The 23,410-nt window shown below is 49.8% G+C and carries 24 protein-coding genes; 13 read left to right on the top strand and 11 right to left on the bottom strand.

The window, feature by feature from the left end:
- Positions 1–4 precede the first annotated feature (4 nt).
- Both O4H49_RS09985 and rpe read right to left on the bottom strand, forming a co-directional pair.
- Positions 5–1,798: a heparinase II/III family protein gene (locus O4H49_RS09985; RefSeq protein ID WP_269423290.1), complete on the bottom strand. Its 1,794-nt coding sequence runs from the start codon at positions 1,796–1,798 to the stop codon at positions 5–7.
- Between the two features lie 12 nt (positions 1,799–1,810).
- The gene (rpe, locus tag O4H49_RS09980) at positions 1,811–2,473 is read right to left on the bottom strand and encodes a ribulose-phosphate 3-epimerase (protein ID WP_269423289.1); all 663 of its coding nucleotides are present in this window, start codon (positions 2,471–2,473) and stop codon (positions 1,811–1,813) included.
- A 39-nt stretch (positions 2,474–2,512) separates the two neighbouring features.
- On the opposite strand from rpe, the gene O4H49_RS09975 reads away from it, so the two are divergent.
- On the top strand, positions 2,513–2,716 hold the full coding sequence (locus tag O4H49_RS09975; protein ID WP_269423288.1) for a hypothetical protein: 204 nt from the start codon (positions 2,513–2,515) through the stop codon (positions 2,714–2,716).
- Between the two features lie 56 nt (positions 2,717–2,772).
- A complete protein-coding gene (locus tag O4H49_RS09970) occupies positions 2,773–4,968 on the top strand; it encodes a methyl-accepting chemotaxis protein (protein WP_269423287.1) in 2,196 nt (731 codons plus the stop codon).
- Between the two features lie 28 nt (positions 4,969–4,996).
- Here O4H49_RS09970 and rsmB read toward each other — a convergent pair whose 3' ends face one another.
- Positions 4,997–6,376 (bottom strand): 16S rRNA (cytosine(967)-C(5))-methyltransferase RsmB, encoded by a 1,380-nt coding sequence (gene rsmB / locus O4H49_RS09965; protein ID WP_269423286.1) that lies wholly within the window; start codon positions 6,374–6,376, stop codon positions 4,997–4,999.
- A 157-nt stretch (positions 6,377–6,533) separates the two neighbouring features.
- Between rsmB and O4H49_RS20610 the strand changes: the two genes are divergently transcribed.
- Together O4H49_RS20610 and O4H49_RS09955 are read left to right on the top strand one after the other, a co-directional pair.
- Positions 6,534–6,794, top strand: coding sequence for a DUF1674 domain-containing protein (locus tag O4H49_RS20610; protein WP_331283754.1), 261 nt, complete (start codon positions 6,534–6,536; stop codon positions 6,792–6,794).
- 54 nt (positions 6,795–6,848) lie between these two features.
- Positions 6,849–7,127: a chorismate mutase gene (locus tag O4H49_RS09955; protein ID WP_269423285.1), complete on the top strand. Its 279-nt coding sequence runs from the start codon at positions 6,849–6,851 to the stop codon at positions 7,125–7,127.
- Between the two features lie 22 nt (positions 7,128–7,149).
- On the opposite strand, the gene O4H49_RS09950 is transcribed toward O4H49_RS09955, so the two are convergent.
- Positions 7,150–8,070: a DMT family transporter gene (locus tag O4H49_RS09950; RefSeq protein WP_269423284.1), complete on the bottom strand. Its 921-nt coding sequence runs from the start codon at positions 8,068–8,070 to the stop codon at positions 7,150–7,152.
- Between the two features lie 280 nt (positions 8,071–8,350).
- Between O4H49_RS09950 and O4H49_RS09945 the strand changes: the two genes are divergently transcribed.
- Positions 8,351–9,823 (top strand): PLP-dependent aminotransferase family protein, encoded by a 1,473-nt coding sequence (locus tag O4H49_RS09945; protein ID WP_269423283.1) that lies wholly within the window; start codon positions 8,351–8,353, stop codon positions 9,821–9,823.
- A 142-nt stretch (positions 9,824–9,965) separates the two neighbouring features.
- Entirely contained in the window at positions 9,966–10,754 is a 789-nt protein-coding gene (locus tag O4H49_RS09940) for an HAD family hydrolase (RefSeq protein ID WP_269423282.1), read from the top strand.
- A 29-nt stretch (positions 10,755–10,783) separates the two neighbouring features.
- Here O4H49_RS09940 and O4H49_RS09935 read toward each other — a convergent pair whose 3' ends face one another.
- A complete protein-coding gene (locus O4H49_RS09935) occupies positions 10,784–11,341 on the bottom strand; it encodes a pyridoxamine 5'-phosphate oxidase family protein (RefSeq protein WP_269423281.1) in 558 nt (185 codons plus the stop codon).
- A gap of 319 nt (positions 11,342–11,660) precedes the next feature.
- On the opposite strand from O4H49_RS09935, the gene O4H49_RS09930 reads away from it, so the two are divergent.
- A complete protein-coding gene (locus O4H49_RS09930; protein WP_269423280.1) occupies positions 11,661–12,626 on the top strand; it encodes a LysR family transcriptional regulator in 966 nt (321 codons plus the stop codon).
- Positions 12,627–12,659: 33 nt separating this feature from the next.
- On the opposite strand, the gene pgsA is transcribed toward O4H49_RS09930, so the two are convergent.
- A complete protein-coding gene (pgsA, locus tag O4H49_RS09925) occupies positions 12,660–13,217 on the bottom strand; it encodes a CDP-diacylglycerol--glycerol-3-phosphate 3-phosphatidyltransferase (protein ID WP_269423279.1) in 558 nt (185 codons plus the stop codon).
- A 192-nt stretch (positions 13,218–13,409) separates the two neighbouring features.
- Here pgsA and O4H49_RS09920 point away from each other — a divergent pair, with 192 nt between their 5' ends.
- The gene (locus O4H49_RS09920; protein WP_269423278.1) at positions 13,410–14,021 is read left to right on the top strand and encodes a DUF2062 domain-containing protein; all 612 of its coding nucleotides are present in this window, start codon (positions 13,410–13,412) and stop codon (positions 14,019–14,021) included.
- Between the two features lie 67 nt (positions 14,022–14,088).
- Here the strand turns inward: O4H49_RS09920 and O4H49_RS09915 are convergent, their stop codons facing one another.
- A complete protein-coding gene (locus tag O4H49_RS09915; RefSeq protein WP_269423277.1) occupies positions 14,089–14,343 on the bottom strand; it encodes a DUF1344 domain-containing protein in 255 nt (84 codons plus the stop codon).
- Between the two features lie 378 nt (positions 14,344–14,721).
- Between O4H49_RS09915 and O4H49_RS09910 the strand changes: the two genes are divergently transcribed.
- Positions 14,722–15,144, top strand: coding sequence for a GFA family protein (locus O4H49_RS09910; RefSeq protein ID WP_269423276.1), 423 nt, complete (start codon positions 14,722–14,724; stop codon positions 15,142–15,144).
- A gap of 2 nt (positions 15,145–15,146) precedes the next feature.
- Positions 15,147–15,842 (top strand): DUF2461 domain-containing protein, encoded by a 696-nt coding sequence (locus tag O4H49_RS09905; protein WP_269423275.1) that lies wholly within the window; start codon positions 15,147–15,149, stop codon positions 15,840–15,842.
- A gap of 6 nt (positions 15,843–15,848) precedes the next feature.
- On the opposite strand, the gene O4H49_RS09900 is transcribed toward O4H49_RS09905, so the two are convergent.
- Positions 15,849–16,196 (bottom strand): winged helix-turn-helix transcriptional regulator, encoded by a 348-nt coding sequence (locus tag O4H49_RS09900; protein ID WP_269423274.1) that lies wholly within the window; start codon positions 16,194–16,196, stop codon positions 15,849–15,851.
- A gap of 197 nt (positions 16,197–16,393) precedes the next feature.
- Between O4H49_RS09900 and O4H49_RS09895 the strand changes: the two genes are divergently transcribed.
- A complete protein-coding gene (locus tag O4H49_RS09895) occupies positions 16,394–17,314 on the top strand; it encodes an NAD(P)H-binding protein (protein ID WP_269423273.1) in 921 nt (306 codons plus the stop codon).
- Between the two features lie 72 nt (positions 17,315–17,386).
- On the opposite strand, the gene O4H49_RS09890 is transcribed toward O4H49_RS09895, so the two are convergent.
- Positions 17,387–17,704, bottom strand: coding sequence for a hypothetical protein (locus O4H49_RS09890; RefSeq protein ID WP_269423272.1), 318 nt, complete (start codon positions 17,702–17,704; stop codon positions 17,387–17,389).
- Positions 17,705–17,812: 108 nt separating this feature from the next.
- Here O4H49_RS09890 and O4H49_RS09885 point away from each other — a divergent pair, with 108 nt between their 5' ends.
- On the top strand, positions 17,813–18,688 hold the full coding sequence (locus O4H49_RS09885; RefSeq protein WP_269423271.1) for a LysR family transcriptional regulator: 876 nt from the start codon (positions 17,813–17,815) through the stop codon (positions 18,686–18,688).
- 73 nt (positions 18,689–18,761) lie between these two features.
- Here the strand turns inward: O4H49_RS09885 and acs are convergent, their stop codons facing one another.
- Positions 18,762–20,702 carry an acetate--CoA ligase gene (gene acs, locus O4H49_RS09880; RefSeq protein WP_269423270.1) on the bottom strand — a complete coding sequence of 647 codons (1,941 nt, stop codon included), beginning with the start codon at positions 20,700–20,702 and terminating at the stop codon, positions 18,762–18,764.
- A gap of 225 nt (positions 20,703–20,927) precedes the next feature.
- Positions 20,928–22,586: an EAL domain-containing protein gene (locus O4H49_RS09875; protein ID WP_269423269.1), complete on the bottom strand. Its 1,659-nt coding sequence runs from the start codon at positions 22,584–22,586 to the stop codon at positions 20,928–20,930.
- Positions 22,587–22,911: 325 nt separating this feature from the next.
- On the opposite strand from O4H49_RS09875, the gene O4H49_RS09870 reads away from it, so the two are divergent.
- Positions 22,912–23,382, top strand: a complete 471-nt coding sequence (locus tag O4H49_RS09870) for an Hpt domain-containing protein (RefSeq protein ID WP_269423268.1) — start codon at positions 22,912–22,914, stop codon at positions 23,380–23,382.
- The last annotated feature ends 28 nt before the right edge of the window (positions 23,383–23,410 follow it).

Genomic DNA, 23,410 nt, shown 5'->3' with positions numbered 1-23,410 from the left:
GAATTTACAGGTCCCACAAGTTGCTTTGGTCAGGTTCATCATCGGTTTTTTTGTTGGTAACCCTAACCAGATTCCATTCTACTTTTGTTTCATTACTGGTTGTTATACCGCTCATGATGACCTGTTGGCTTCTTCTGATATCACCAGCTTTACCGAGATATATGCTGGGTTCCAGGGCAAGATGCGCTCCGTGACAGGTAATCTGCCATCCACCGCCCTTTTGCAGGCGAAGCAGAATGGCATCGGCTCCATTGATCAGGGATGCCTGGACATCCGGGTGGAGATGAAAGCGGATAGCAAAATTGACTTTATCTGCTTGTATTTTTGAACTGGGTGGAGAAAAGGAATCAATGCCGACTATTCCTTCACCCTTTGCCAAGACTGTGATCTGCCGATAATGAACAAGACAAAATTTCTCCAGATAACCGTCATGGCTCATATCCAAAGAGACTTCGCCAGAGCGTTCGTCCCGTCTGCAGGTCACGTTTTGTGGTCGGCGCGCCAGGCCGTTGCTTGGGGTAAGATAAGCTGAGTTTGTTTCCCCCAGCGTGGCTGTTGAATGGGCCGCCGTTGCTCTTGGCGCCCAACGCCATTGCGGGTGATGACGCTGCACGCCACAGTTGCTGATAAGGCGTTCGCGACCAATCGACATTTCGAAACTGAGAGTGCCTGCGTGAGCACTAAGATCAAGTCCGGGCGGCGGAGGGGCTCCGGCATCTGCAATCAGAAGTATCCTGCCTGACTGAATACGCTGAAAGCCACTCTGTGGGGCGGACATAAGGGGTTGTTTTCTGCCTTCCGCTCTTTGCAAAACCATATCGATTTGCCAGCCGTGATCTTCATTTGAGTCGTTGAACAGGCAAAGCCCTCCATCTCCGTGAAGGAACAGACGCAGGACTGGTGACATGCTCTCAATTGCTGTGATGATATACCCTGGCACCTCTCTGCCCGAGGCGTGAAGGGTGGCGCGTATATCGATCAGATGGCGCAATACTTCGAGATGAATATGCGGGCTGCGCTGTATGTGGCCGCCATCAGGCAGAACCTGACCAGGTAATTCCCTGGCCAACAGTCTTAAAGCCCGCTCAAGCCAGAGTTCCCGGTTTGGCAGGCAGGCACCGGCGTAAAGCAGTCCCTTGATCGCTCTGATAAGCTCGACCCCAGTTAAGCCTGCAGGGAGGCAGCGGAAAAGGTAACGGGCCTGATGAGAAATAGATTCCAGTAATTTTTGACGAACCTCTATGTCGGCCGAGCTGCCAAAAAACTCATAGTGACCAAGCCAGTTATAGAGACGAGCGCCTGTCATTGAAGGTTCCCAGGAAAGGGGCCTCCAGTTGCTATTGTCTTCTATCCAGAGGTTGACCATCTGGCGCGCGGATCGTCTTGCCTGGTCACCGGCAACAGCCCGCAGGTCGCGCAACCACCCGAAACAATGTAGTTCCTTGATAAACTCCTGCTCAGCACCAAGAGGATTCCAGAGAGGGGCGGGATTGTGGATAATCTGTCCTGCCAGTTCGATCTGTCCGGCAAGGATGTTTCGCCCGCGTGTTGTATTGCCGAGCCACGGATCTGAGGGGGCGAAAACAAGACTGGTGGTGGGCCGCCGTATCAACTGTGACGAAAACAGGGGGCTGATATAATAGAGATACCTTAATTTGAAACCAATTCTGGCAAGAGCAATTGGACCTGGTAGTCTAAAAAAAGCAGATAGTCGCTCGCTCAGGTTCGTCTTTCCCCGAACCCATCGGTCTGAAATTCTGGTATTTTCTGGTGATTGGGACTGGCTGTGCCCTTCCATCTCTGCGCGCTCTTACTGGCCTTTCATTTTGAGGATATTGGCTGCGTAGTGATCTGGACCACCTTTGAAGGTCGCGGTTCCGGCGACGAGAAGATCTGCTCCGGCGGCGATGGCCTTGGGTGCCGTTTCAAAATTAATACCACCATCAACTTCCAGGTCGATGTCTTTTCCGGTTGTATCAATTTTCTGCCGCAAGGCAGAAATTTTATCAAGGGCGCCGGGTATGAAGCTTTGCCCGCCAAATCCGGGGTTTACAGACATAACAAGCAAAAGGTCCAGGTCTTCTATGACATGATCCACGATCTCAATCGGGGTTCCGGGGTTCAGGGCAAGGCCAGCTTTAACACCCAAAGATTTTATCAACTGAATGGTGCGATGAAAATGTGGACCAGCTTCAGGGTGAATAGTGATGATATCGGCACCTGCTTCGACAAACGCTTCAATGTAGAGATCCACGGGTGAAATCATCAGGTGTACGTCAAACGGTTTTTTGGTGACTGATCGGACAGATTTGGTAATCGCCGGGCCAAATGAAATATTAGGGACAAAATGGCCGTCCATGATGTCTACATGAATTAAATCAGCACCCGCCTGATCAAGACGCTGTATTTCCTTGCCGAGTTGGGAAAAATCAGCGGCGAGTATTGAGGGAGCTATGCGGGTGGGTTTTTGCATTTTTCTGTTTCGTTCTGTCTGGGGCCTGTCAGGCAAAAAATGAAAGAAATGTTCTTTAACTTTGGTAACAGCAACACCTGTTTTTCGCAAGGTGGTGGTTATCTGACTGGTGCTCCGTCTTTGTTATTGATTGAGTATGCGGAATTTCTACCCGGAGTTTTAAGGCGAAATTTTAAGCAAGAATTAAATGTTTTGACATACGATGGTATGCAGTCGGGAGTATTTTTTGGCTTTTTTAGATAAAAATTAAACTTTAAGCCAGAGAATCAAAGGAAATAGGGCTATAGGAGGACCTTTCGATGAAGAGTTCCGGTATGGTTACCAATTTAAAAATAGCGCAAAAATTGCCAATATTGTTTGTGATTATTGCGATATTGTCTGTTGTTTCTGTTGGTGTGTTTTCTGTCATAAACACATCCAGTAATCTTGTCGATCAGCAAAAACAGACGTTACTTGCCCGTGCAGAAGCAAGAACAGCATCATTGGCACAATATCTTCAGTCGATTGAAGAAGATATCACGATCACCGCGGCCAACGGCTATGTTCATAATGCTTTGTCTAATCTGGCTCTTGGGTTTCGAGATGAGAAAAGACTTCATAGCGACCCGTTGAAATCCCTTCAGGGGATTTATATCAACGAAAGCGGCACAACTGAAACAAATGCGGCCGGGAATACGGAAAAGCTGGGCGAAAAGCACCTCTTTGACGGACCTGCTATAGACGATGCCTACCATATTGAACACAAACGTTTTCACCCATGGTTCCGGCAGATGCTGGATGGCCGTGGTTATTATGATATCTTTCTGGTCGATGCAGAGGGCAATGTTGTCTATACGGTTTTCAAGGAGCTGGATTACGCTACAAATTTGCTTGAAGGGCAGTACAAAGATACGGGACTGGCAGCAGCCTTCAAAGGCGCACAAGCCAGCAAACAGGCTGGCCATATAACCTTTATCGATTTTGCTCCTTACAGTCCAAGTTATGGAGCACCTGCAAGTTTTATGGCGACACCGATTATAACTACTACCGGATTTCAGGGTGCCCTGGTCTTTCAAATGCCTATTGATCGCATCAACAGCATATTGCAGTTGAGTACAGGTATGGGCCGCAGTGGGGAAACCTATGTTGTTGGTAATGACTATCTGATGCGCAGTGATTCCAGACTGTCCAATGAGCCAACTATCCTTAAAACAAAAGTTGAAACAGAGACGGTTCGCTTGGCTCTTGAGGGACAAAGTGGTGTTGAGACTGTACCAGATTACCGTGGAATCCCGGTTGTATCTGCTTATGTACCGCTGAATTTTCAAGGCATTCGCTGGGCGATGATTGCTGAAATTGACGAAGAGGAAGTACTGGAATCTTCAAACGAAGCTGCCATTTATATTCTGTTGATCGGGCTTGTTGTTCTGGTTCTTGTGGCTTTACTGGGTTGGTATTTTGCCCGCTCGATTGTCCGTCCTATCCAGCAGTCGACGAATGAGATGTTGAAACTTGCGGATGGAGATAAAACCTTTGAGGTTTCTGGTCGGGATCGCAGCGATGAAATCGGCGATATGGCTTCTGCTCTCCAGACCTTTAAAGAGAATGCCATCAAACAGGATGAAATGGCGGCCAAGGAACTGGAAATGGTTTCTCTGCGGGAAGCGCGGACGAAACGTATCGAGCAACTGGTTGCTGCTTTTGAGAAGGATAGCAATGATATTCTGACCCAGGTTGGTTCTGCAGCGGCCCAGATGAAAAATACTTCTGGCGAGATGTCGACGATCGCCCAGGATACGGCCATGCGTTCCAATACTGTTGCAGCTGCAGCAGAAGAGGCTTCGGTTAATGTGCAAACTGTTGCGGCCGCTGCTGAAGAGCTGAGTTGTTCAATCGAAGAGATAAACCGTCAGGTTGGAGAGTCCAGTCAGATTGCCCGTGATGCTGTTTCCAAAGCAGATGCAAACATTGCGACAATCAGAGGGCTTGAGCAGGCTTCCAATCGTATTGGTGAGGTGGTCGGGCTTATTTCCGATATCGCTGAACAAACCAATCTTCTGGCCTTGAATGCGACTATTGAAGCGGCTCGGGCTGGCGAAGCAGGTAAAGGGTTTGCTGTTGTTGCCAGTGAGGTGAAAAATCTTGCTAACCAGACGGCCAAAGCAACTGATGAAATCAGTGGGCAGGTTAACGAGATGCAGGAAGTAACCAAATCTGCAGTTGCTGCTATTGAGGCCATTGGCAAGACAATTGCCGCAATGAATGATATTTCCAACTCGATCTCCACGGCTATTGAAGAGCAGGGATCGGCAACACAGGAAATTTCCAGAAATGTTCAGGAAGCCTCTGCGGGGACTTCTGAAGTGACTTCCAACATGCAAGGGGTGAGCGAGGCCTCGTCTCAGACTGGGCATTCATCTCAGCAGGTTCTTGAAGCTTCCAATGAACTTGCGCGTCATTCAGAAGAAATGCGCAAGAATGTTGAAGCGTTTATCCAGGGTATCCGGGCAGCATAGCCCGGTATCCTGGAAGTTATCGAAGCTCCTATATCCTCTTGAGGCGGCAGGCGTAAAAGCCATCTATGCCGCCTTCTTCTTTTTGGTGACAGGGAAGGCAACGCAAATCGCCTTCAGCGGTCACAAGGGATGCGAGCCAGGGTTCAGGACCCAGCTCTTCAGCTCTGATGGGTAACCTTTCTACCAACGCCGGGTTTTCCTCGAGGAGCTTTTCTATCTGCTCTACCCCTTCTTCCGGTTCTAGCGAGCAGGTCGCATAGACAATAAGACCCCCGGGTTTAACCAGGGAGAGGGTGTTTTCCAAGAGTCTGCTCTGGATCTGGGAAAGCTGGTTGACGTCGGCCTGTCGTTTGATCCGTCCCAGTTCAGGGTGCTTGCGCAAGGTGCCGGTGGCAGAACAGGGGGCATCAAGCAGGACGGCATCAAAAGGCTGCTCTACCTGCCATGTCGTTGCATCTGTTGTAAGGACCTCTACGTCGAGATTCAGGCGCTTGATATTTTCGCGCAAACGCTTTAGCCGCTTGGAAGAAACATCAACCGCGGTTACATTTGCTTTTGCAGCAGCAAGCTCAGCGGTTTTCCCGCCAGGTGCGGCACAGATATCCGCAATTCTGAGGTCCTTTACAGGGCCTAGAAGCAGGGCTGGCAAACTGGCGGCAAAATCCTGAACCCACCATTCCCCGTCGTTGAAGCCGGGAAGCTGGCTTGGATCACCGGATCCCTGCTGCAAACGAATCGAATTTCCAGAAGTGACAGTCCCACCAAGCTTTTCTGCCCATTGTTCCGGGGCAGATTTGACACTGAGATCAAGCGGGGGCTCTACAAGATGTGCAAGGGCAATGGCGCGGGTGGTTTCTTCACCATAGATTTTGCACCACTTTTCCCACATCCATTTGGGCATGTTGTCACGGCTGTCGTCCATTCCAGCCAGTAGTTCTTCGGCTTCGCGGGAAATCCGTCGTAATACGGCGTTCATCAAGGGTTTGTGCCCAGCCAGGCGCGGGCCCCGGGCAAGATCAAGAGATGTACTGACAGCGGCATGCGGTGGTGTATCGAGAAACAGCAACTGGGCTGCGCCAAGGCGCAAAATATCACGAACATCGACCATCTTGACCGGGAGCTTGCGGCTCATACAGGCATTGATGGCTTTGTCGATCTGCCCGAGGCGTCGCATCAGAGTCGAGATCAGCAACCGGGTAAAGGCGCGATCCCGTTTTTCCATTGCTTCAAAGGCAGCGAGGTTGTTGCCCAGAGCCTCGTCAAGAGTCTGTTGTTCCCTGAGAATGCTTTTCAGGAGAAGTAAAACCAGTTCGCGCGGGTTTGCAGGCCGTCGGGAAGAAGACTTCCGACTTGAACTTACTTTGCCGCCGGGACGGGCCTTGGAAGAGTTTTTGCTGTTTTCTGTCATAAGCTACGGTTTATCACGTCTGGCAAAGGAGAAAAGCGATTTTTCAGCGAGGGTGCCATGCAAAGATGGTTTTCTGTAATCTGGGGGGTGTTTTATCTCTGGAATTGTTTGTGAACGGGGCTTGGCTTGTGACTTTTTACATGCCATATGAATAGGTATGACGAGAACATTTACGGCACATAAACCGGGGGGAAAGCGCCCGGTTGTCTCTTCTTCCTCTTCGCAGGAAGTCTCTGCTGTTGCCAATCGCAAGAAGATTGTCGCAAAGGATCTCGAGCGTGCTCTTGAAGCCCGACTTCAGCGCGAAAAGGAGCTGATGGAAGGCCTGGAGCGGAAAAAAGAGATCGGTGGCCCGCAGGGGCTGGAGCCGACACGGTATGGTGATTGGGAACGCAAGGGAATTTGTGTGGATTTCTAGGGCCTGCTATTTTCACGACAGGCCAGATTCTTAAGTACCGGAGTTACTTTCTTTATGGAGCTTCTAGCCCCTTATCGCCGACGTATCGATGATCTTGATGATCAGATCATGGAACTCTTTTCCCAGCGCTTCCAGGTTATTCGCGAAGTGGCTCAGCTCAAGAGCAAACACGGGGTCCCCGCTGTGCTGCAGGACCGGGTTGACGAAGTCCGTGAACGCAACGCCGAGACAGGGAAGCTCAAAGGCGTTGATCCCGAATTTGTACGGCGTCTTTATACCCTGATCATCGACGAATCCTGCGAGCTTGAAGATCGGCTTATGGGAAATCTCTAGGTCGTCGCAGCAACAGGTTTTCTTAACCAGGCCGACTACGTAGCCCAAACCGCTTGATCGGTTTCAGGTTAACGAGAGCAACACCCAGCACCGTCATGATCATACCGATGAGGGCTGCGGATTGAAAAACCTCGTCATAAAGTATCCAGGCCATCAGGGATGCCGTAGGGGGCACAAGAAAGAACAGGCTTGAGACTTTAGAGGCGGCACCCTTGCGGATCAGAAGATACAACAAGCTGATCGCCCCGACAGACAAGACAATGACCAGCCATGCCATGGCAAAAATCATTTCTCCAGTCCAGTTGATGATCATGGTTTCCGTGAAATAGGCTAAAATTCCCGTCGGGATTGCTGCTGCTGTATATTGAATGACGGCACCTGTGCGCAGGTCCATTTCACCACAGAAGCGTTTTTGATAAACCGTCCCGATGGAAATACCGATCAGGGCAATAACGGCGATGGCGACACCGAGTTCAGTCCCCAGGCCGTCTTCGAGTTTGGACCAGACAACAAGGATCACACCGCTGACACCTAGGACGAGCCCTGTCCATTGTTTGGCTGTTATCTTTTCCTTGAGAAAAATACCTGCAACAAAAGCGACCAGCAGGGGCTGAATCCCTACGATCAGGGCAGCAACACCTGCTTCCAGTCCCCGTTCAATTGCTGCGAAAACTCCCCCAAGGTAAGTCGCGTGAAGCAGAATACCAGCGATAGCGATGTGTAAAGCCTGGGTCATGCTTTTTGGCCAGCGGGCTTTCCAGATAAGGGAAATGACCAGCATAAGAGCCATGGCGATGAGGAAACGGGTCGCCAGCAATGTCATGGTTTCGGCGTAGGGCAAGGCCATTTTTGCAAAAACGAAACCTGAACTCCAGAGAATGACAAAGCTGCCAGGAGCGAGGCTGGCGAGAAGACTGGAAGATCCGTTGGTTTGCTGGGACATTTATTTGCCTGCTGGATAAACTGGATAGGTCCCTTCTTGCATAACAGTCGCCAAGGAAATTTGCAGTAACGATATTTGGAATGAAAAATTGTTCGGGTTCAATTTTTGACAAGGAGTATTAGAAAGCTTTTCTCCGTTGCGGCAAAGACAGGTTCATGAAAAATTGGTACCAACAGTTCATTGTATTTTTCAGAACACAGGAGCCAACCTGATTTTGTCCACCTCTGCGCGATCATCCAACACACCGTTATTGGAAATCAGTCTGCTAAAAGAGGACGAAATGCCTCTTCAACGGCAACTCTATGTCCAGATCAGGGATCTCGTACTCAAGGGACGCCTTCTTCCAGGAGAGCGTTTGCCGTCTACCCGCTTTCTGGCAAAAGAACTCTCCTGTTCTCGAAATACGGTTTTGGGCGCCTTTGACCTGCTGTTTGCTGAAGGGTATCTGGAAGGACAAACGGGATCAGGAACCTTTATTTCCGGGGTGTTGCCTGAAGATCTTGGGACTATTGCACAGGCGTTAGGGGAAAAGGGGCAGACGGGAGGAGTCAGATCAGGTCGAGGGTTATCCAAGCGCGGGCTGGAGCTTGCCGCCATGGAGAAAAGGGTTCATCGGAGTCACAGGGTTTTTGCACCGGGCATGACTGATCTTGATTCATTTCCCTTTCCACTTTGGGCCCGGTCTCTGGCGCGAACCTGGCGTTATCCCAAAGATGAAGTTCTGCGCAACCCTGATCCCTGTGGTTATGCACCCTTGCGCAAGACAATTGCTGATCACCTCAGAGCCGCAAGGGGACTGCAATGTGACTGGCGACAGGTTATGATTACATCGGGGTCCCAGCAGGCGGTCGACCTCATGGCCAGGGTTCTGCTTGATTCCGGTGATCAGGTCTGGTTTGAAGAGCCAGGTTATCCGGGGCTACGGGGGCCTCTTCATTCCGCTGGAATTACAACAGTCCCGGTGCCTGTAGACGCAGAGGGGCTTTCAGTCGAGGCAGGCCGGCGACTGGCGCCTTCAGCCCGTATGGCTGTTGTCTCGCCTTCACACCAATACCCCCTCGGGGTTGTGATGTCTTTACGCCGTCGACTGGAACTGCTTGATTGGGCGATAGAGAATGATTCCTGGGTGCTGGAAGATGACTATGACAGTGAATTCCGGTTTTCAGGGAATCCCTTATCTTCTCTGCAGGGATTAGAAGCTGAGCGGTTGCAAAGGAGCGGGCAGGCGGGGCGAGTGGTTTATCTTGGTTCCTTTTCCAAGGTCCTGTTCCATGTGTTGCGCCTGGGGTATGTGGTTGTGCCCGAGGATCTGGTTGATTCAGTGGCCGCGGCCAGGGCCTTGCTGGATGACCGTTCGTCCCTGCTGGCACAGCCTGCCCTTGCAGACTTTATGGCTGAAGGCCATTTTTCGGCGCACATTCGCCGTATGCGCCGCCTCTATGCCGAACGGCAAATCTGTATGCTCGAGAATATCAGACGCTTTTTACCGGAATATCTGGAGGTCGAACCCGATGAAACCGGATTACATTTGACTGCATTCCTGACAGATAAGGTTATGAAAAAAACGACAGATCGTGAAATCGTCAGACGAGCTGATCAAGAGGAAATCTCACTGTCTCCCTTGTCTTTGTTCTACGCGTCGCCCGAAAATATTCACCAAGGGCTGATGATGGGATACGGCGCCTGTACTCGGGAAGAAATCAAACAGGGGTGCCAAAAGCTGGCAGGTGTTTTTATGAAGGCGGTGACATAAAAGGCGGAACTGGATGGCCTTTTACGGTTTTGGAAAACCTTTTCTTTTATCTGGGTAAACGTTAGGTAGAGTAAGTCCTGGCGGGGAGATTCACTGGTACAGTTTCTTCCTCACCACTCTGTCTAGTAAAGTGGAATGCGCGATGAAGCCCCTGAACGAATTTCCCAAGTCTGTCTGTCGTAATATCCGCTTTGTATTGACGGACATTGACGACACCGTCACCAGCGAAGGCCGATTGACAGGCGAAAGCTATCTGGCGCTGGATCGCCTGCAGAAGGCCGGGTTCCATGTGATCCCGATTACCGGGCGTCCTGCTGGCTGGTGTGATCATATTGCTCGGATGTGGCCTGTTGATGCTGTTGTAGGGGAAAACGGAGCATTCTATTTTCGGTATGATCACGGCAATCGTAAAATGATCTGCCGTTTCTGGAAGGATGAGACTGAGCGCAAACTTGATCGAATGAAGATCGAGCAGCTACGGCAATCCATCCCTCTCGCAGTGCCGGGGAGTGGAATTGCTTCGGATCAGGATTACAGAATCGCTGATCTCGCTGTTGATTTTTGCGAGGATGTTGAGGCTTTGCCACAAGAGCAGATTGACCGGATAGTTGACCTTTTTAACGAGGCGGGAGCCAAGGCAAAGATCAGTTCAATTCATGTAAACGGCTGGTTTGGTGATTACGACAAACTGACTATGACAGAGGTGCTGTTCCGGGAAGTTTATAATCTTGAGCTGGAAGATGTTCTGGATCAGGTGGTTTTTGCTGGAGATTCCCCGAATGATGCTCCGATGTTTGCCCGTTTTCCCCATTCGGTCGGTGTGGCGAATGTTGCTGATTTTGTTGGGCGTATACCCAATGAGCCAACCTGGATCACGGATAGCCGGAGCGGACAGGGCTTCGTTGAACTGGCAAATCTCCTGATCGGATGACGGACCTGCAATGGTGATGAACTCTAAGGTCATACCCCGGAATCATTGAATATTCCGGTTGGCTGGCCATCAATGCTTCGGGTGTTTTTTCTCTTCCAGTATTTTTCAACACCTTCTGGTCCCATCTCTTCGTAGTAGGGGATAAGTTCTTTCTCTGCCCGGTTTTCGACAAACTGCATAACAGGAACACCTGTGCCGCAAGAGGTCTGGACAAGATCGATAGTCATGATGAAAATCTGACGGCTTCCGGCAAGAGCGGGAAACGCGGCGAGAGATGTCTTCCATCCGGAATCTCTGGGATGGAGAACTTTTGCCTGACCATAAACCCGGAGTATCAGAGCAGATCCTTCAAAGGCACAGAACATCAATGTCATACGATTTAACTCACGCAAGTGAGCTGCAGTTTCGTTGCCACTTCCACTAAGGTTAAGCCACATGATTGTTTTTTCATCAATAATACGCAGGCTGTCCACACCTTTGGGAGAGAGGTTGACCCGACCCTTGTGACCAGCAGTTGCCACAAAAAAAAGCGGCTGTTGTTCGATAAAGGAACAGTGTGCTTCCAGCAATTTAGTTGTTGTCGCCATGATGCATCCTCTGAAAAATGAGCATTAATGGGAACATTTAGTGAACAAAAAATCAACAGATATTCATTGATAATGGGTTTTCAATATTGCAGTCAAAAATCCGCGTATAGCAGTCGTTCAGGCAAGGGTTGCGACCTATAGGCTGCTTCCCCTCACTCTTTGTGTGATCTTTTTGCTTTGATGAGACTATAAGTAATACTAATGTTGCTAATTGTTGGATAGGCGATCAGGTTGGCCTGCTTTTATCGGGTTCCTGAAAGGCTCTGTGGCCAAAAAATAAACGGTTTCGGGCAGTTATCTCTTTTTAAGGTAGTTTTTTGTGTCTCATCTCGATCTTGATCTGCGTGCGTTGGACATTTTTGTGACAGTTGTCGAAGCAGGGGGAATGACAGCCGCATCGCAGCAGAAGGGAATTACGCAATCAGCTGTTTCCCAGGCTGTTGGTGGACTTGAGAAGAAAATGAATGTCAAGCTGATGGACCGTGCTGTACGTCCGCCAGCCTTGACGCCTGCAGGGCGTACCCTGTTTGATCGGGCCAAATCCCTGCTTGATACGGCGCGGGAAACCTCCTTTATGGTGCGGGCCCACCAACAGAGATCTCTGCCGAGATTGAATGTAGGAATGGTCGATTCCTTCGGGATTACAGTCGGGCCGCATCTGGTTAAGGAATTGATGGATGAGGCGCTGGAGTGGTCAGTCTGGTCTGGTTTGACCAAGCTGCATGTGAAGCGGCTGTTTACCCGGGAGGTGGATGTTGTGATCACGGAAGGCAGTGTGGAAACGGAAGAGAGAATTATTTCGCATCGTTTGCTGCGGGAACCCTTTGTTCTCGCCCTGCCTGTGGGATACACAAAAAAAATAGAAAGCCTGAAGGAGCTGTCGGAAGATATTCCCCTGGTACGGTATAGCTCTCGTTCCCTGACCGGGATTAACATAGAGACTCATCTGCGACGGCTCGGGATTGAGGCACGGCGTCGGTTTGAGTTCGATACTGCCGATGCAACGCTTGCGATGGTTGCTGTCGGGATCGGCTGGGCGATTACCACCCCGCTTTGTCTCCTGCAGGCAAAGACACATTTGCCATCAATCCGTTGTGAACCCCTGCCTGGGCCAGCGTTTTCGCGTAGCCTGATGCTGGCAACCCGTCGCCATGAACTGGAATCACTGCAAAAAATGATCAGCAAGAAGTCCTGCGAAATTCTGGAACAACGCTGTCTACCTGAAATTTCCCGTTTTGCACCCTGGGTTATAGAAAAGATGCGTGTTGGCGAGAAAGTTGTTTAAATCAAACGCTTGCCCGTGGCTCTTGGCAATAAATCAAGCGGGTTTGCGCAGGGATTTCACATAGCCCAGTGCATAGTCGAAACCCGACCAGGCCGTGACAGCTGTGGCAATTGCCAACAGCCAGAAAGAAACCTGGGGGATATCCATGTACTGGCTGAAAAACCCGTTAAGGGCGTAGAGACCGACTGTCCAAACCTGGGCACATGCCTGGACGATGGCCTTGATTTTTCCGCTGGAGCGGGCAGCCATGGTAAAGCCCTGTTGCTGGGCGAAAATCCGCAGGTAGGAAACCACGATATCCCGCGTGATAATAATTGCTACAAACCACACGGGTATCCAGCCAATTCCAAGAAATCCGATAAACACCATGGCGCGGTAGAGGCTGTCACTCATGGGATCAATAATCATCCCGAGCTTGGTGACCTGGCCATAGCGACGGGCAATGTGACCGTCTGCCATGTCTGATATTTCGGCAATCATCATCACCACGATGGCTGTGATCAGAAGGGGTTGTGTACCCTGGGTGAGCAGGTAAATGACAATGAAGCCTGCGCCGCTTCTGAAAACACTGAGCCAGTTGGGTAGATTCATGCTTTCGTTACCCTTTGCATGTGATGATCACAAGGAACTGTGATGGTCTGTCACAGCCCGGAAAAGTGGATTTTTGTCCGTGGACTAACGATAATTTTGGTTTATAACAGTCACGGTATGTTGTCACAAGGATGATCAATTCCTATTTGCGAAATTCGAATATATTTATAGAGGGCGTTAACAGAAGAATAGATGAAGTCCTGGTTCAAGAACAAGATGCACGCCCGCAATAAGAAAGAACCGAGCGCAGGAATGCTTCGGTTACTTTATTTTCGCCTGGTGATACCCGTACTCAGGTCTGTCGACCAGCCGGAGACTGTTGCCCGTGGTGTCATGATGGGACTGGCACTGGGCATGACGCCAACAGTCGGCGTTCAACTCTATATGGTTTTTGTTGTCTGGTGGGTTTGCCGTTATGTATTGCGCTGGCAATTCAGCCTGATTATCGCCATGGCCTGGTCCTGGCTCTCCAATCCCTTGACCATGCTTCCTCTGTACTATCTCTATTATGTCACAGGAAGGCTGTTGCTGCTCGATTTCGACCCGGAACAGGACTTTGAAAGTTTCTCCAGAACCATTGGTCAGCATCTTACCTTTGAGTCCGGTTTGTGGGGTACAGTAGTCGAGGTTTTCCGGTTTATGCTTGAAAAAGCAGGGACCTCAATTCTGGTTGGCTTTCTTCCCTATAGCATCGGTTTGGGGCTTGTCGGCTATTGGGTGTCTTTCAAACTGGCAACACGCTATGCTGAAGCCCGGAAAAAACGTCTGGCAGGACTTAATGCCATCGACGATATACCTTCCTGAAAATGAACAGACAGGGGCGTGTATATACACGCCCCTGTTATAAGTACCGTTAATGATAAACCTGTTGTTATGAAGCAGGTTTGATATCGGTGACCATGTTTTTTCCATCTTGCTCATCAAAGGTCACAATGATCTCTGTCCCGGGCGCAAGGCCTTCTACCGTCTGGTTTTCTGGCAGCTGCAGCACTGTTCCATCTTCCATTACAATTGTGTTGGAGGCCGGGTCGGTTGTCATGACCCGACCAGCGACCTCAGCAGCATTAGCAAGGGAAGCCACGCCAAGAAGACCCAGAGCACAAGAAGCAAGAAGCAATTTATTCATTGTATAGTTCCTTTATTGTTCTGTTGTTGCTGTCCTCAAAACATAGGGTGGGGCACGGGGCAAAGTGAAGGGACAAGATCTGGTCAAACTTGGGCATCCTCTTTGTACATTTTTGTGTCACAAAAAGGGTAAGTGACTGAATAAAGGCAATAATTTGACTGATCTGTCATAGTGTCGAGGCAGATGAGGCAAAAATGCTTCTCTCATCGCAAAGCTGTGGCATTTGTCTGTTCAGGGTTCTTGCGGAATGGGGCTATTAAAGATTGATCCAACAAGATCTTCGGGTTGAATTCTTATTCTGATTTGACATATTCAAGTCACTTTTGTTTTGCAAGTTATGTAATTGTAAAAAAACAGGTCAGGTCTGAGGAGGAAAATATGATCGATGTCCTGGAAGGCGGGTGTTTTTGTGGCAAGGTCAGATATAAGACAAGTTGTCTTGATTCAGCCTTCAAGGTTAACTGCCACTGCCGCAACTGCCAGAAGCTGAGTGGCGCTGCCTATATTTCTTTACTGGGAGTTCCTGAAAACAGTTTTTCTGTGACAGGGGAGGTTACCTGTTTTGAGACAACAGGCGGCAGCGGTAAAAAAATGCGCACTTTTTTTTGCGCCAGCTGTAACAGTCGCCTTTATGGCAAACCCGAAATAGGCCCGGGGCTTGTCCTGATCGGGGCGGCAACATTGGATCGTCCTGAGCTTTACAGACCGACAGCGGATATGTTTGTCAAAAATGCACTGCCTTGGGATTCAATGGATGATACCATTCCCAAGTTTGACGCTTTTCCGCCAAGAAGGAGCTAGATATGAGTTCGGGATTTTCCGGTTTTCCCAAAGCCGGTTTTGATTTTCTTGATGAATTGAAGGAAAACAACACCCGCGACTGGTTTCAGGCCAATAAAAAACGTTATCGGGAAACGTTGCAAGATCCTCTGCTCGATTTTATCCAGGCTATGGTTGATCCTCTGGCAGAACTAACGCCGCATTTTGTTGCGGATGCGCGCCGCAATGGTGGTTCCATGTTCCGGATTCATCGCGATGTACGTTTTTCCAAAGACAAACGTCCCTATAAGGAGCATGCGGCCTGTCATTTTCGTCATGGTCTGGGACGAGATGTTCATGCACCGGGGTTTTATGTTCACCTGGCAACAGATGAGGTTTTCTATGGCGCTGGGATCTGGTTGCCCCCCAGTGACGCTCTCTACAAAATCCGCCGGGCAATTACTGATCGCCCTGAAGCCTGGAGCAAGGTCATTGAGGACAAGGCGCTGAAAAAAATGTTTGGAGGTGTCGGGGGTGATGGATTACAACGCCCGCCAAAGGGATTTACGGCAGCTAGTCCGCATCTTGATGATCTGAAACGCAAAACTTTTTTTCTGATGCATCGGGCTTCACCAGAAGCTGCGCAGAAACCTGAATTTTTACAGGATGTTGTGAAGTCCTATAAAGCGGCCATGCCTATGATGCATTTTCTCTGCAAGGCTGTTGATGTACCTTGTTAGAGGGGATCAATCCTGCAGTTTAAGAAGGGATTGGTCTGGCGGGATGGAATTTTCCACATGCTCAAGCCCCCAACTAAAGAGAGCAGCAAGAGCAGGTTGTAAATCCTTGCCTTTCGAGGTCAGGGAGTAGGTATATCTAACCGGGTTATGCTGATAGGCTTCTTTGCTTATGATGCCGACCTGCTCCAGATTTTTCAGTCGATCTGCAAGGATATTGGTGGAAATTCCTTCTGGCGAGGCCAGGAATTCCCCATATTGGTTTTTGCCGAAAAACATCAAGTCGCGAATGACAAGCAAGGTCCACCTGTCGCCAAGAATATCAAGTGACCGGGAAATGGGACAACTGGAGCGCATGACTGACCTTTAGCAGAGCGGTATTAATCCTGATGTCATAGTCTATCACAGAGCCCCTTTCAAAAATAAAGCAACAGAGTTTCTCCGGTTTTCAGATTTCTCCTTTTCCGATTTCTCTGGGCTGCGGCTTTTTTGCAGCTTGTCCCAAGTTGTTGAGAGAGTGATAAAGGGAGCGAATTGTTGTAAGGAAAATTTGGATGTACCTCATTGCTGATGCTGCAGGCACGATAGGCCGCTCTGTAACCGAACAGCTGGTCGGGCAAGGCCTACTGGTCAGAATTCTGACGGCGGATGCGAGCTGTCGAGATCTCTGGCGGGGGCGGGGAGCAGAGGTGAACGAAGGAGATCCCGCACATAAAGCGAGCTGGATAAAGGCACTGGACGGTGCCCAGCGGCTATTGCTTATATTACCGCCCTTCAGCCGGGATGATGGCTCCTTCACGTACCGGGAAAACTATTGCAAGGCTCTGTTTGAGGCTCTGGATGATTTGCCGGAAAAACCCGAAGTGATACTCCTTTCTGCCATGGGTGCAGGAGAAGCCACAGGTTGGGCCGATTTTTTCTCTGATGTCGAAAAGAAACTTATGGACCGCTGCAGAGATCTGACGGTGCTGAGGATCGCGTTCCTGATGGAAAACCTGGCGCCCGCCCTGACAATGGCAAAAAGCCATTCGGTGTTTCCTGTTTTCCTGGCTGATGGCCCCGCTTTCCCAATGGTGGCAAACAGGGATGTGGTGTCCTTATTGCTGTCCGCGCTCCTTGACCCGGCAGCCGGGCAGCAGTTGCTGGAATTACACGGTCCCCGGGCTTTCAACCTTGACGATATTTCAGAAGCGGTTCGCAATGTTCTGAGCAAACATATTGCTGCGATTTCTCTTCCCGAAGACCAGTGGTCCCAGATTTTTCAGGATCAGGGTCTGTCCGCAGAAACCGCACAGAAATGGATCATTTATTATCAAGGATTGAACAGCGGCCTGATTTGCGCCGATCCACAGGCGATACCTTTGGCCGGTGAAACCAGCCTTTCGGATGCCCTGTTTCAGATCTGGAAGGCTTTACAGCGAGACGAGCGCGCCGCGGTTGATCCGGAGCGAAAGATTTACGAAGGATTGGTCTAGAGGCGCTGCTGTGCTGGATGTTTTGATAACACAGGTGGAGTAGGCCCCTAAGCCCTTTCTCTTCTCTACGGGTTATCTCGTGATTATGAGGGGCGTGGATTCCTGAAGCGGTGCCATGACTTCTATTGCGAGGCTCTCCAGATCAATCAGGGAAACAAGCTGTTCCAGAGAGGCCTTGCCTGCCATGAGATCATTGGAGGCATGGGCATTGGCCTCGGTATCCCAGTAGTAAATGCCAATCCATTTTCCCTGTGACGTTTTGACCAGACTCTGGTGCAGGAAGCCTGGTAACTGCACCAAATCCGGGACCATTACACTGACAGCTTTGATCATTTGTTGATCCATTACACCGGGCTTTGCGTTCCAGCTGACAGTTTCAATTACATACATTTCAACTTCCTTGTTCGGTATCGTTTAAAGCAGATACCACTTTATTGCTGGATAAGATGAAAACAATTGCTGTATTTTCGAAGTGAATGTTCTTGTAGTGGAAATAATATGGATGATTTTGATCGTGGTCTGATGCTTCGGTTGGTTGTGGAGCAGGGGACCATGGCAGGAGCTGCGAGGGCGTTGCATGTCAGCCCTTCAGTGGTCAGTAAGCGGCTTGTCGAACTTGAGAACCTGCTCGGAGTTCAGCTGTTGCGACGAACCACACGCCGGATTTCACTAACAGAAGCTGGAGAGCATTTTTACAACAGGATGCGGTTTCTGGGAGGAGAATGGCAAACCCTGCTGGAAGAGACAGCCAGTCTTGGGCAGACCCCGCGTGGGAAATTGACAATTGCGGCTCCGGCACCTCTCTTAAACCGGTTTTTGGTACCTGCTATCGGTGAGTTTATGCGCCGTTATCCAGATATTGAAACCGAACTGCAGGCTGTCAATTATGACAAGCTGCCCCTGTCTCAGGTTGATGTATCCTTGGCACGTTGGATATCTGGCTTTGATTCAGGGGCGTTTGTCGGTGCGCGGATATGCCGATATCATAATTTCCTTTTTGCTGCTCCAAGCTATCTGGCTGCGCGGGGAGAGCCCGGACTCCTTTCAGATCTGTCTGCACATCAATGCCTGTGTTATGGGTTGGGGAAAGGGAGAACGGAGTGGCAGTTTCCGGGGCATGCTCCAGTGATGGTCGAAGGGAAACTGAGAAGTGACAATACTGACGCTATTATTGCCGCTGCGGTCGATGGTCAGGGGATTGCCTATATCCCGGCCCTGATTATCGAAAAGGAATTGGCGCGAGGAGAATTGGCCCCTGTCCTGCAGGAGCTTTCCAGCGCCCCCTTCGAGATGTGGGCCTATTACCAGCAGCTGGAGTACGTACCGCTAAAGCTTAGGGTTTTTCTGGATTTTCTGAAGCAGAAATGGAATTGATTTAAGATATGGATAGAAAAGTAAAAGAGGCAAAGCGGACTGATGCTGCTTTGCCTCTTTTCTATTTTGTAGTCTATCTGTTCATGCGGTTTTCGATCAGATCGTCAACCACACTTGGGTCAGCAAGCGTCGAGGTATCGCCAAGGCTGCCGTAATCATTTTCGGCAATCTTGCGCAGGATCCGGCGCATGATTTTACCGGAACGGGTCTTGGGCAGACCGGGAGCCCACTGCAACAGATCCGGGGTGGCTATCGGGCCGATTTCCTTGCGCACCCAGGTAACAAGCTCCTTGCGCAGTTCATCACTTGGCTCTTCCCCAAGGTTCAGGGTTACGTAAGTATAGATGCCCTGACCTTTGATATCGTGGGGATAGCCAACGACGGCGGCTTCGGCGACCTTTGGGTGGGCGACAAGTGCGGATTCAACTTCGGCGGTTCCCATGCGGTGGCCTGAGACGTTGATGACGTCATCGACCCGTCCGGTGATCCAGTAATAACCGTCTTCATCCCGGCGACAGCCATCTCCGGTGAAATAGAGGCCCTTGTACGTCGAGAAGTAAGTCTGGATGAAGCGCTCGTGATCGCCATAGACCGACCGCATCTGGCCGGGCCAGGAATCTGAAAGGCAGAGGTTGCCCTCTGTCGCGCCTTCTAGCGTGTTCCCGTCGTTATCAACCAGCAGGGGTTTCACGCCAAAGAAGGGACGTGTCGCAGAACCTGGTTTGAGTGGGGTGGCGCCAGGCAGCGGTGTGATCAGAATGCCGCCTGTTTCTGTCTGCCACCAGGTATCGACGATTGGGCATCGCCCCTCGCCAACAACCTCGTGGTACCACATCCAGGCTTCGGGATTGATTGGTTCGCCAACCGACCCCAACAGTCGCAGGGAGGAGCGGGAGGTTTTTTTCACCGCTGCAAGGCCTTCGCGCATCAGGGCACGGATGGCTGTTGGTGCAGTGTAGAAGATATTGACCTTGTGTTTGTCGCAAACTTCCCAGAATCGCGAGGCGCTTGGGTAGTTGGGGACACCCTCAAAAACAAGTGTAGTCGCACCATTGGTCAAAGGGCCGTAAACGATATAGCTGTGTCCGGTAATCCAGCCCACATCAGCTGTACACCAGTAAATATCGCCGTCGTGATAGTCGAAGACATATTTATGGGTCATCGAGGCATAGACGAGATAACCACCGGTCGTGTGCAAGACACCTTTCGGCTGGCCGGTCGAGCCGGAGGTATAGAGAATGAACAGAGGATCTTCGGCATTCATTTCTTCAGCCGGGCAGCTGTTGTCTGCGGCTTCGCAGGCTTCGTGCCACCAGACGTCGCGTTTGTCATTCCAGCTGATATTGCCGCCTGTGCGTTTGACCACAAATACCGTGTCGACACCGGGACAACTTTCAAGTGCCTTGTCGGCGTTGGCTTTAAGCGGAATGCTTTTGCCGCCGCGAAGCCCTTCATCAGCTGTAATCACACAGTTTGATTGACAGCCCTGAATGCGGCCGGCGAGGGCATCGGGAGAGAAGCCGCCAAAAACGATGGAGTGCACAGCACCAATTCTGGCACAGGCGAGCATGGCGTAGGTGGCTTCAGGGATCATCGGCATGTAGATGGTGACCCGGTCCCCCTTCTTTACACCTCGGGCTTTTAGCGCATTGGCAAAACGGCAGACGTGATCATAGAGCTGACCATAAGTGATATACTCATGTTCGCTGGGGTCATCGCCTTCCCAGATAATCGCGGTGTCATCTTTTTTCGTGGGTAAATGGCGGTCAATACAGTTGTAACAGACGTTGGTGGTGCCGTCCTCATACCACCGGATATGAACATCTTCTGGCCCGAAATTGATATCCTTTACTTTGGTAAAGGGTTTGAACCAATGTATTCTTTTGCCATGTTTGGCCCAGAATGCTTCCGGGTCCTCGACGGATTGTTGATACATCTGCAGATAACGAGATTCATCTACCCAGGCTTTTTCGGCAAGATTTTCCGGGACTGGGAAAACAGTGGCGTCCGACATGCTTCGGTCTCCCTTATTTTTATTTATTGTTGCGCCACTTCTTTGAGCGGCGAATTTTTCTTCGCAGGGATTATTTACGCAAAAAGATGCTTTCTCAAGATCTATCTGGAAATTTTCGATAAGTTATTGGTCTGATAATGAAAAATTATACCGCAATGCAGCAAAATCTTTACAGCAAAGTTTTGAAATATTTGAAATTTGGTCGGACAGTAAAAATTTAGGACTTCAGGACCATGTTTCGGAACTCTGGCCGCGGCGAACGACGATTTTAGGTTTATCCGGTTCCTCAAATACCGTTATGTCATTACAGGGGCGTCCGAAATAATAGCCCTGTCCCAAATCGATAGCACAGCCAATCAGCATATTGGTCGTGGCTTCATCCTCGACCATTTCTGCAACAGTCGTGATATTCAGTTTTTTACACAGATCAGCAATGGAAGAGAGGATGTGGGTCGAGGTTGTATCATTCAATGCTTCCCTAACATAACTGCCATCAATCTTGAGAATATCAATCTGGAACATTCTAAGATATTGCAAGGAAGCCTCGCCGACACCAAAATCGTCCAGGCACACTTTATGCCCCAGTTTACGCAAGCTCTGTATCGATTGATTGGCGAGTACCGGATCAGGAATTTTGGTGGATTCCGTTATTTCGAACAATAACTTCTCAGGGGTATCCTTGAAGGGTTCGAGCATGGGGATCAGTTTTTCGATGAAATCCTGTTCTCCAATCGAGGCGGCAGAGAGATTGACAGCCAGTTGCCGCCTGAAATTTTTGCTCGGATTATTTTCCAGCCATTTGATTGCTTTACGGCAGACAGCAAGATCGAAACCTTTGATCAGGTTAAGATCTTCGGCTGATCTGATGAAATCCTGGGGTGATCCTGTTTCATCGTTAATACGTGCGAGAACTTCGTAATGATGGGTTCTGCGAGTTTTGAGATCAATAATCGGCTGAAAAACGATCATGAAATCAGCGCCGTTGATCACGTTTTTGATCCGTGTTGCGGTCTTTTGTATCCGGACAAGAATTTCCGGCAGCGAATGGGCCAACTCTTCCAGACTAAAGGCCTGATTATGGTCCTGGGCAAACTGCTGGATCATGAAACTCAGGGCCTGGGCGGCATTTCCGCCAGAGATGCCACTGTCAGCAAGCGCGATGCTGGCTTTTTCAATCTTGAGGCCAACACCCGTAGGATCTGCTGCCTGAACCTGACGGGTGATTTCGTTGCTGAGATGCTCAATATCCAGATCAGGGCGGCTGATCAAACCATAGCGACCATTGCCAAAAGACGCAGCCGAGTTGGCTTCTGAAGAGCTGGCACGCAGATAGCTGTTAATGGTTTCGCTAAGTTCAGATCTGGTTTCCTTGGTCAGGCGTTTGGAAAATTCATCATAATTTTCCAGTTCAATAAAGGTCAGCTTGTCTTCTGGATTGCTTTTCTGATGCTCAATCACAGCTTGGCCAAAACTGAGTCTGTCGTGAACCTGTGGGGCTGTCACAGCATGAGCGGAAGGAATTTTGCAGGAAAGAAAGAAATGTTTTTCGAGATCCTCGACATAGTATCCGGTAATCGAAAGGTCCCGTGGCTCTTTCGATTTTTTAACAAAACGGATATTGATGGGGTCGGGGCGGTCTCCTCCAACCATGCCGTTGAGCAGTTGGTGGAGCACGGGCCGCTCATGGGGAACAACGAGATCAAGTAATGACTGCCCCGTCAAATCGTCTACTGTGCGACCGAATAGGCTTTGGGTAGCGCCACTGATAAAGACAATTTTGTGGGTATCAGAAAGTTCGATCAGCAAGTCTGCACGACAGAAGGCAAAAGCCAGGAAACGATCACGGGCCTGACGTAGAGAAGCGATTACCTCGTTTTCACTCATGGGTGCTCCGAATGGCTTCACTGATCCATGCTGTTACCTTGGGGTCATACATTGGTGATAACGAATTCGGGCGGCAGGGATCTATTATATTTAGTCTTATTCTAATGAGCAGGAGTTAATAGGTAATAAATGAAATTGATAAGAAGCAGATCCTGGTTGATGTTTATTTTTTATTTTTAAAATTAACAAGTTACTCTATTTGTTCTTGTTGTTACTTGGTTAAGAATTTTGCTTTAAACTGCAATAAAGCCCCCTTGGGTCCAAATGTTTTATGAAGAGCCAGGGGCATTGATCAAAGTGTCGATAAGTGGAAGCGAACGTGCAAATGCCGACGAATAATCTCAAATCCAAAGTCCCGACACGGGGGGGACCTGATCTTGAAGACATTGTGGCCTCAGCCGAATCTGCTTTGCAGGATATGGAGCAGGAGTACGAGGTTTGGGTCGCCGAGGATGTAGAGAAAATTTCCAGATTGTTGGAGAAGGCCCGGGAAAGTAGTCCGGCTCCCGAAGCTCTGATCGATGAAATACAGGGAATCAGCCATGACATCAAAGGTCAGGCGGGGACCTTTAACTTTCCCCTGCTGACTGAAACAGGTAAATCCCTCTGCAAATTGATCCAGAAGGACATGGTCGCGGCCTGTCAGCGGCTCGATTTGATTGAAGCACATGTTGATGCCATGCGGATCATTATCTCTCAGGGTATCAAGGGAAGTGGTGGTGCTGTTGGCAAAAGCCTGACATCAGCCCTGAATCAGGCTGTGGAAAAGGTTCTCTCTGAAGGCGGGAAAAAATAGAAATTCTGGTATTTCTTCCCCTCGGGTG

Source organism: Kiloniella laminariae, from assembly GCF_027214005.1.
GTDB lineage: Bacteria > Pseudomonadota > Alphaproteobacteria > Kiloniellales > Kiloniellaceae > Kiloniella > Kiloniella laminariae_A.
Note: the sequence above shows the minus strand (reverse complement) of the source record. Positions and strands in the feature narration are given on the sequence as shown.

Bases quoted from the DNA above. Each gene is read 5' to 3' on its own strand.
- O4H49_RS09890 (WP_269423272.1), bottom strand. From the start codon at position 17,704: ATGTATGTAATTGAAACTGTCAGCTGGAACGCAAAGCCCGGTGTAATG.
- O4H49_RS09975 (WP_269423288.1), top strand. From the start codon at position 2,513: ATGAAAGAAATGTTCTTTAACTTTGGTAACAGCAACACCTGTTTTTCG.
- O4H49_RS09915 (WP_269423277.1), bottom strand. From the start codon at position 14,343: ATGAATAAATTGCTTCTTGCTTCTTGTGCTCTGGGTCTTCTTGGCGTG.
- O4H49_RS09950 (WP_269423284.1), bottom strand. From the start codon at position 8,070: ATGTCCCAGCAAACCAACGGATCTTCCAGTCTTCTCGCCAGCCTCGCT.
- O4H49_RS09905 (WP_269423275.1), top strand. From the start codon at position 15,147: ATGAGTTCGGGATTTTCCGGTTTTCCCAAAGCCGGTTTTGATTTTCTT.
- acs (WP_269423270.1), bottom strand. From the start codon at position 20,702: ATGTCGGACGCCACTGTTTTCCCAGTCCCGGAAAATCTTGCCGAAAAA.
- O4H49_RS09920 (WP_269423278.1), top strand. From the start codon at position 13,410: ATGAAGTCCTGGTTCAAGAACAAGATGCACGCCCGCAATAAGAAAGAA.
- O4H49_RS09935 (WP_269423281.1), bottom strand. From the start codon at position 11,341: ATGGCGACAACAACTAAATTGCTGGAAGCACACTGTTCCTTTATCGAA.
- O4H49_RS09875 (WP_269423269.1), bottom strand. From the start codon at position 22,586: ATGAGTGAAAACGAGGTAATCGCTTCTCTACGTCAGGCCCGTGATCGT.
- O4H49_RS09885 (WP_269423271.1), top strand. From the start codon at position 17,813: ATGGATGATTTTGATCGTGGTCTGATGCTTCGGTTGGTTGTGGAGCAG.
- pgsA (WP_269423279.1), bottom strand. From the start codon at position 13,217: ATGAATCTACCCAACTGGCTCAGTGTTTTCAGAAGCGGCGCAGGCTTC.
- O4H49_RS09870 (WP_269423268.1), top strand. From the start codon at position 22,912: ATGCCGACGAATAATCTCAAATCCAAAGTCCCGACACGGGGGGGACCT.
- O4H49_RS09910 (WP_269423276.1), top strand. From the start codon at position 14,722: ATGATCGATGTCCTGGAAGGCGGGTGTTTTTGTGGCAAGGTCAGATAT.
- O4H49_RS09945 (WP_269423283.1), top strand. From the start codon at position 8,351: ATGCCTCTTCAACGGCAACTCTATGTCCAGATCAGGGATCTCGTACTC.
- O4H49_RS20610 (WP_331283754.1), top strand. From the start codon at position 6,534: ATGACGAGAACATTTACGGCACATAAACCGGGGGGAAAGCGCCCGGTT.
- O4H49_RS09985 (WP_269423290.1), bottom strand. From the start codon at position 1,798: ATGGAAGGGCACAGCCAGTCCCAATCACCAGAAAATACCAGAATTTCA.
- rsmB (WP_269423286.1), bottom strand. From the start codon at position 6,376: ATGACAGAAAACAGCAAAAACTCTTCCAAGGCCCGTCCCGGCGGCAAA.
- O4H49_RS09895 (WP_269423273.1), top strand. From the start codon at position 16,394: ATGTACCTCATTGCTGATGCTGCAGGCACGATAGGCCGCTCTGTAACC.
- rpe (WP_269423289.1), bottom strand. From the start codon at position 2,473: ATGCAAAAACCCACCCGCATAGCTCCCTCAATACTCGCCGCTGATTTT.
- O4H49_RS09970 (WP_269423287.1), top strand. From the start codon at position 2,773: ATGAAGAGTTCCGGTATGGTTACCAATTTAAAAATAGCGCAAAAATTG.
- O4H49_RS09900 (WP_269423274.1), bottom strand. From the start codon at position 16,196: ATGCGCTCCAGTTGTCCCATTTCCCGGTCACTTGATATTCTTGGCGAC.
- O4H49_RS09940 (WP_269423282.1), top strand. From the start codon at position 9,966: ATGAAGCCCCTGAACGAATTTCCCAAGTCTGTCTGTCGTAATATCCGC.
- O4H49_RS09955 (WP_269423285.1), top strand. From the start codon at position 6,849: ATGGAGCTTCTAGCCCCTTATCGCCGACGTATCGATGATCTTGATGAT.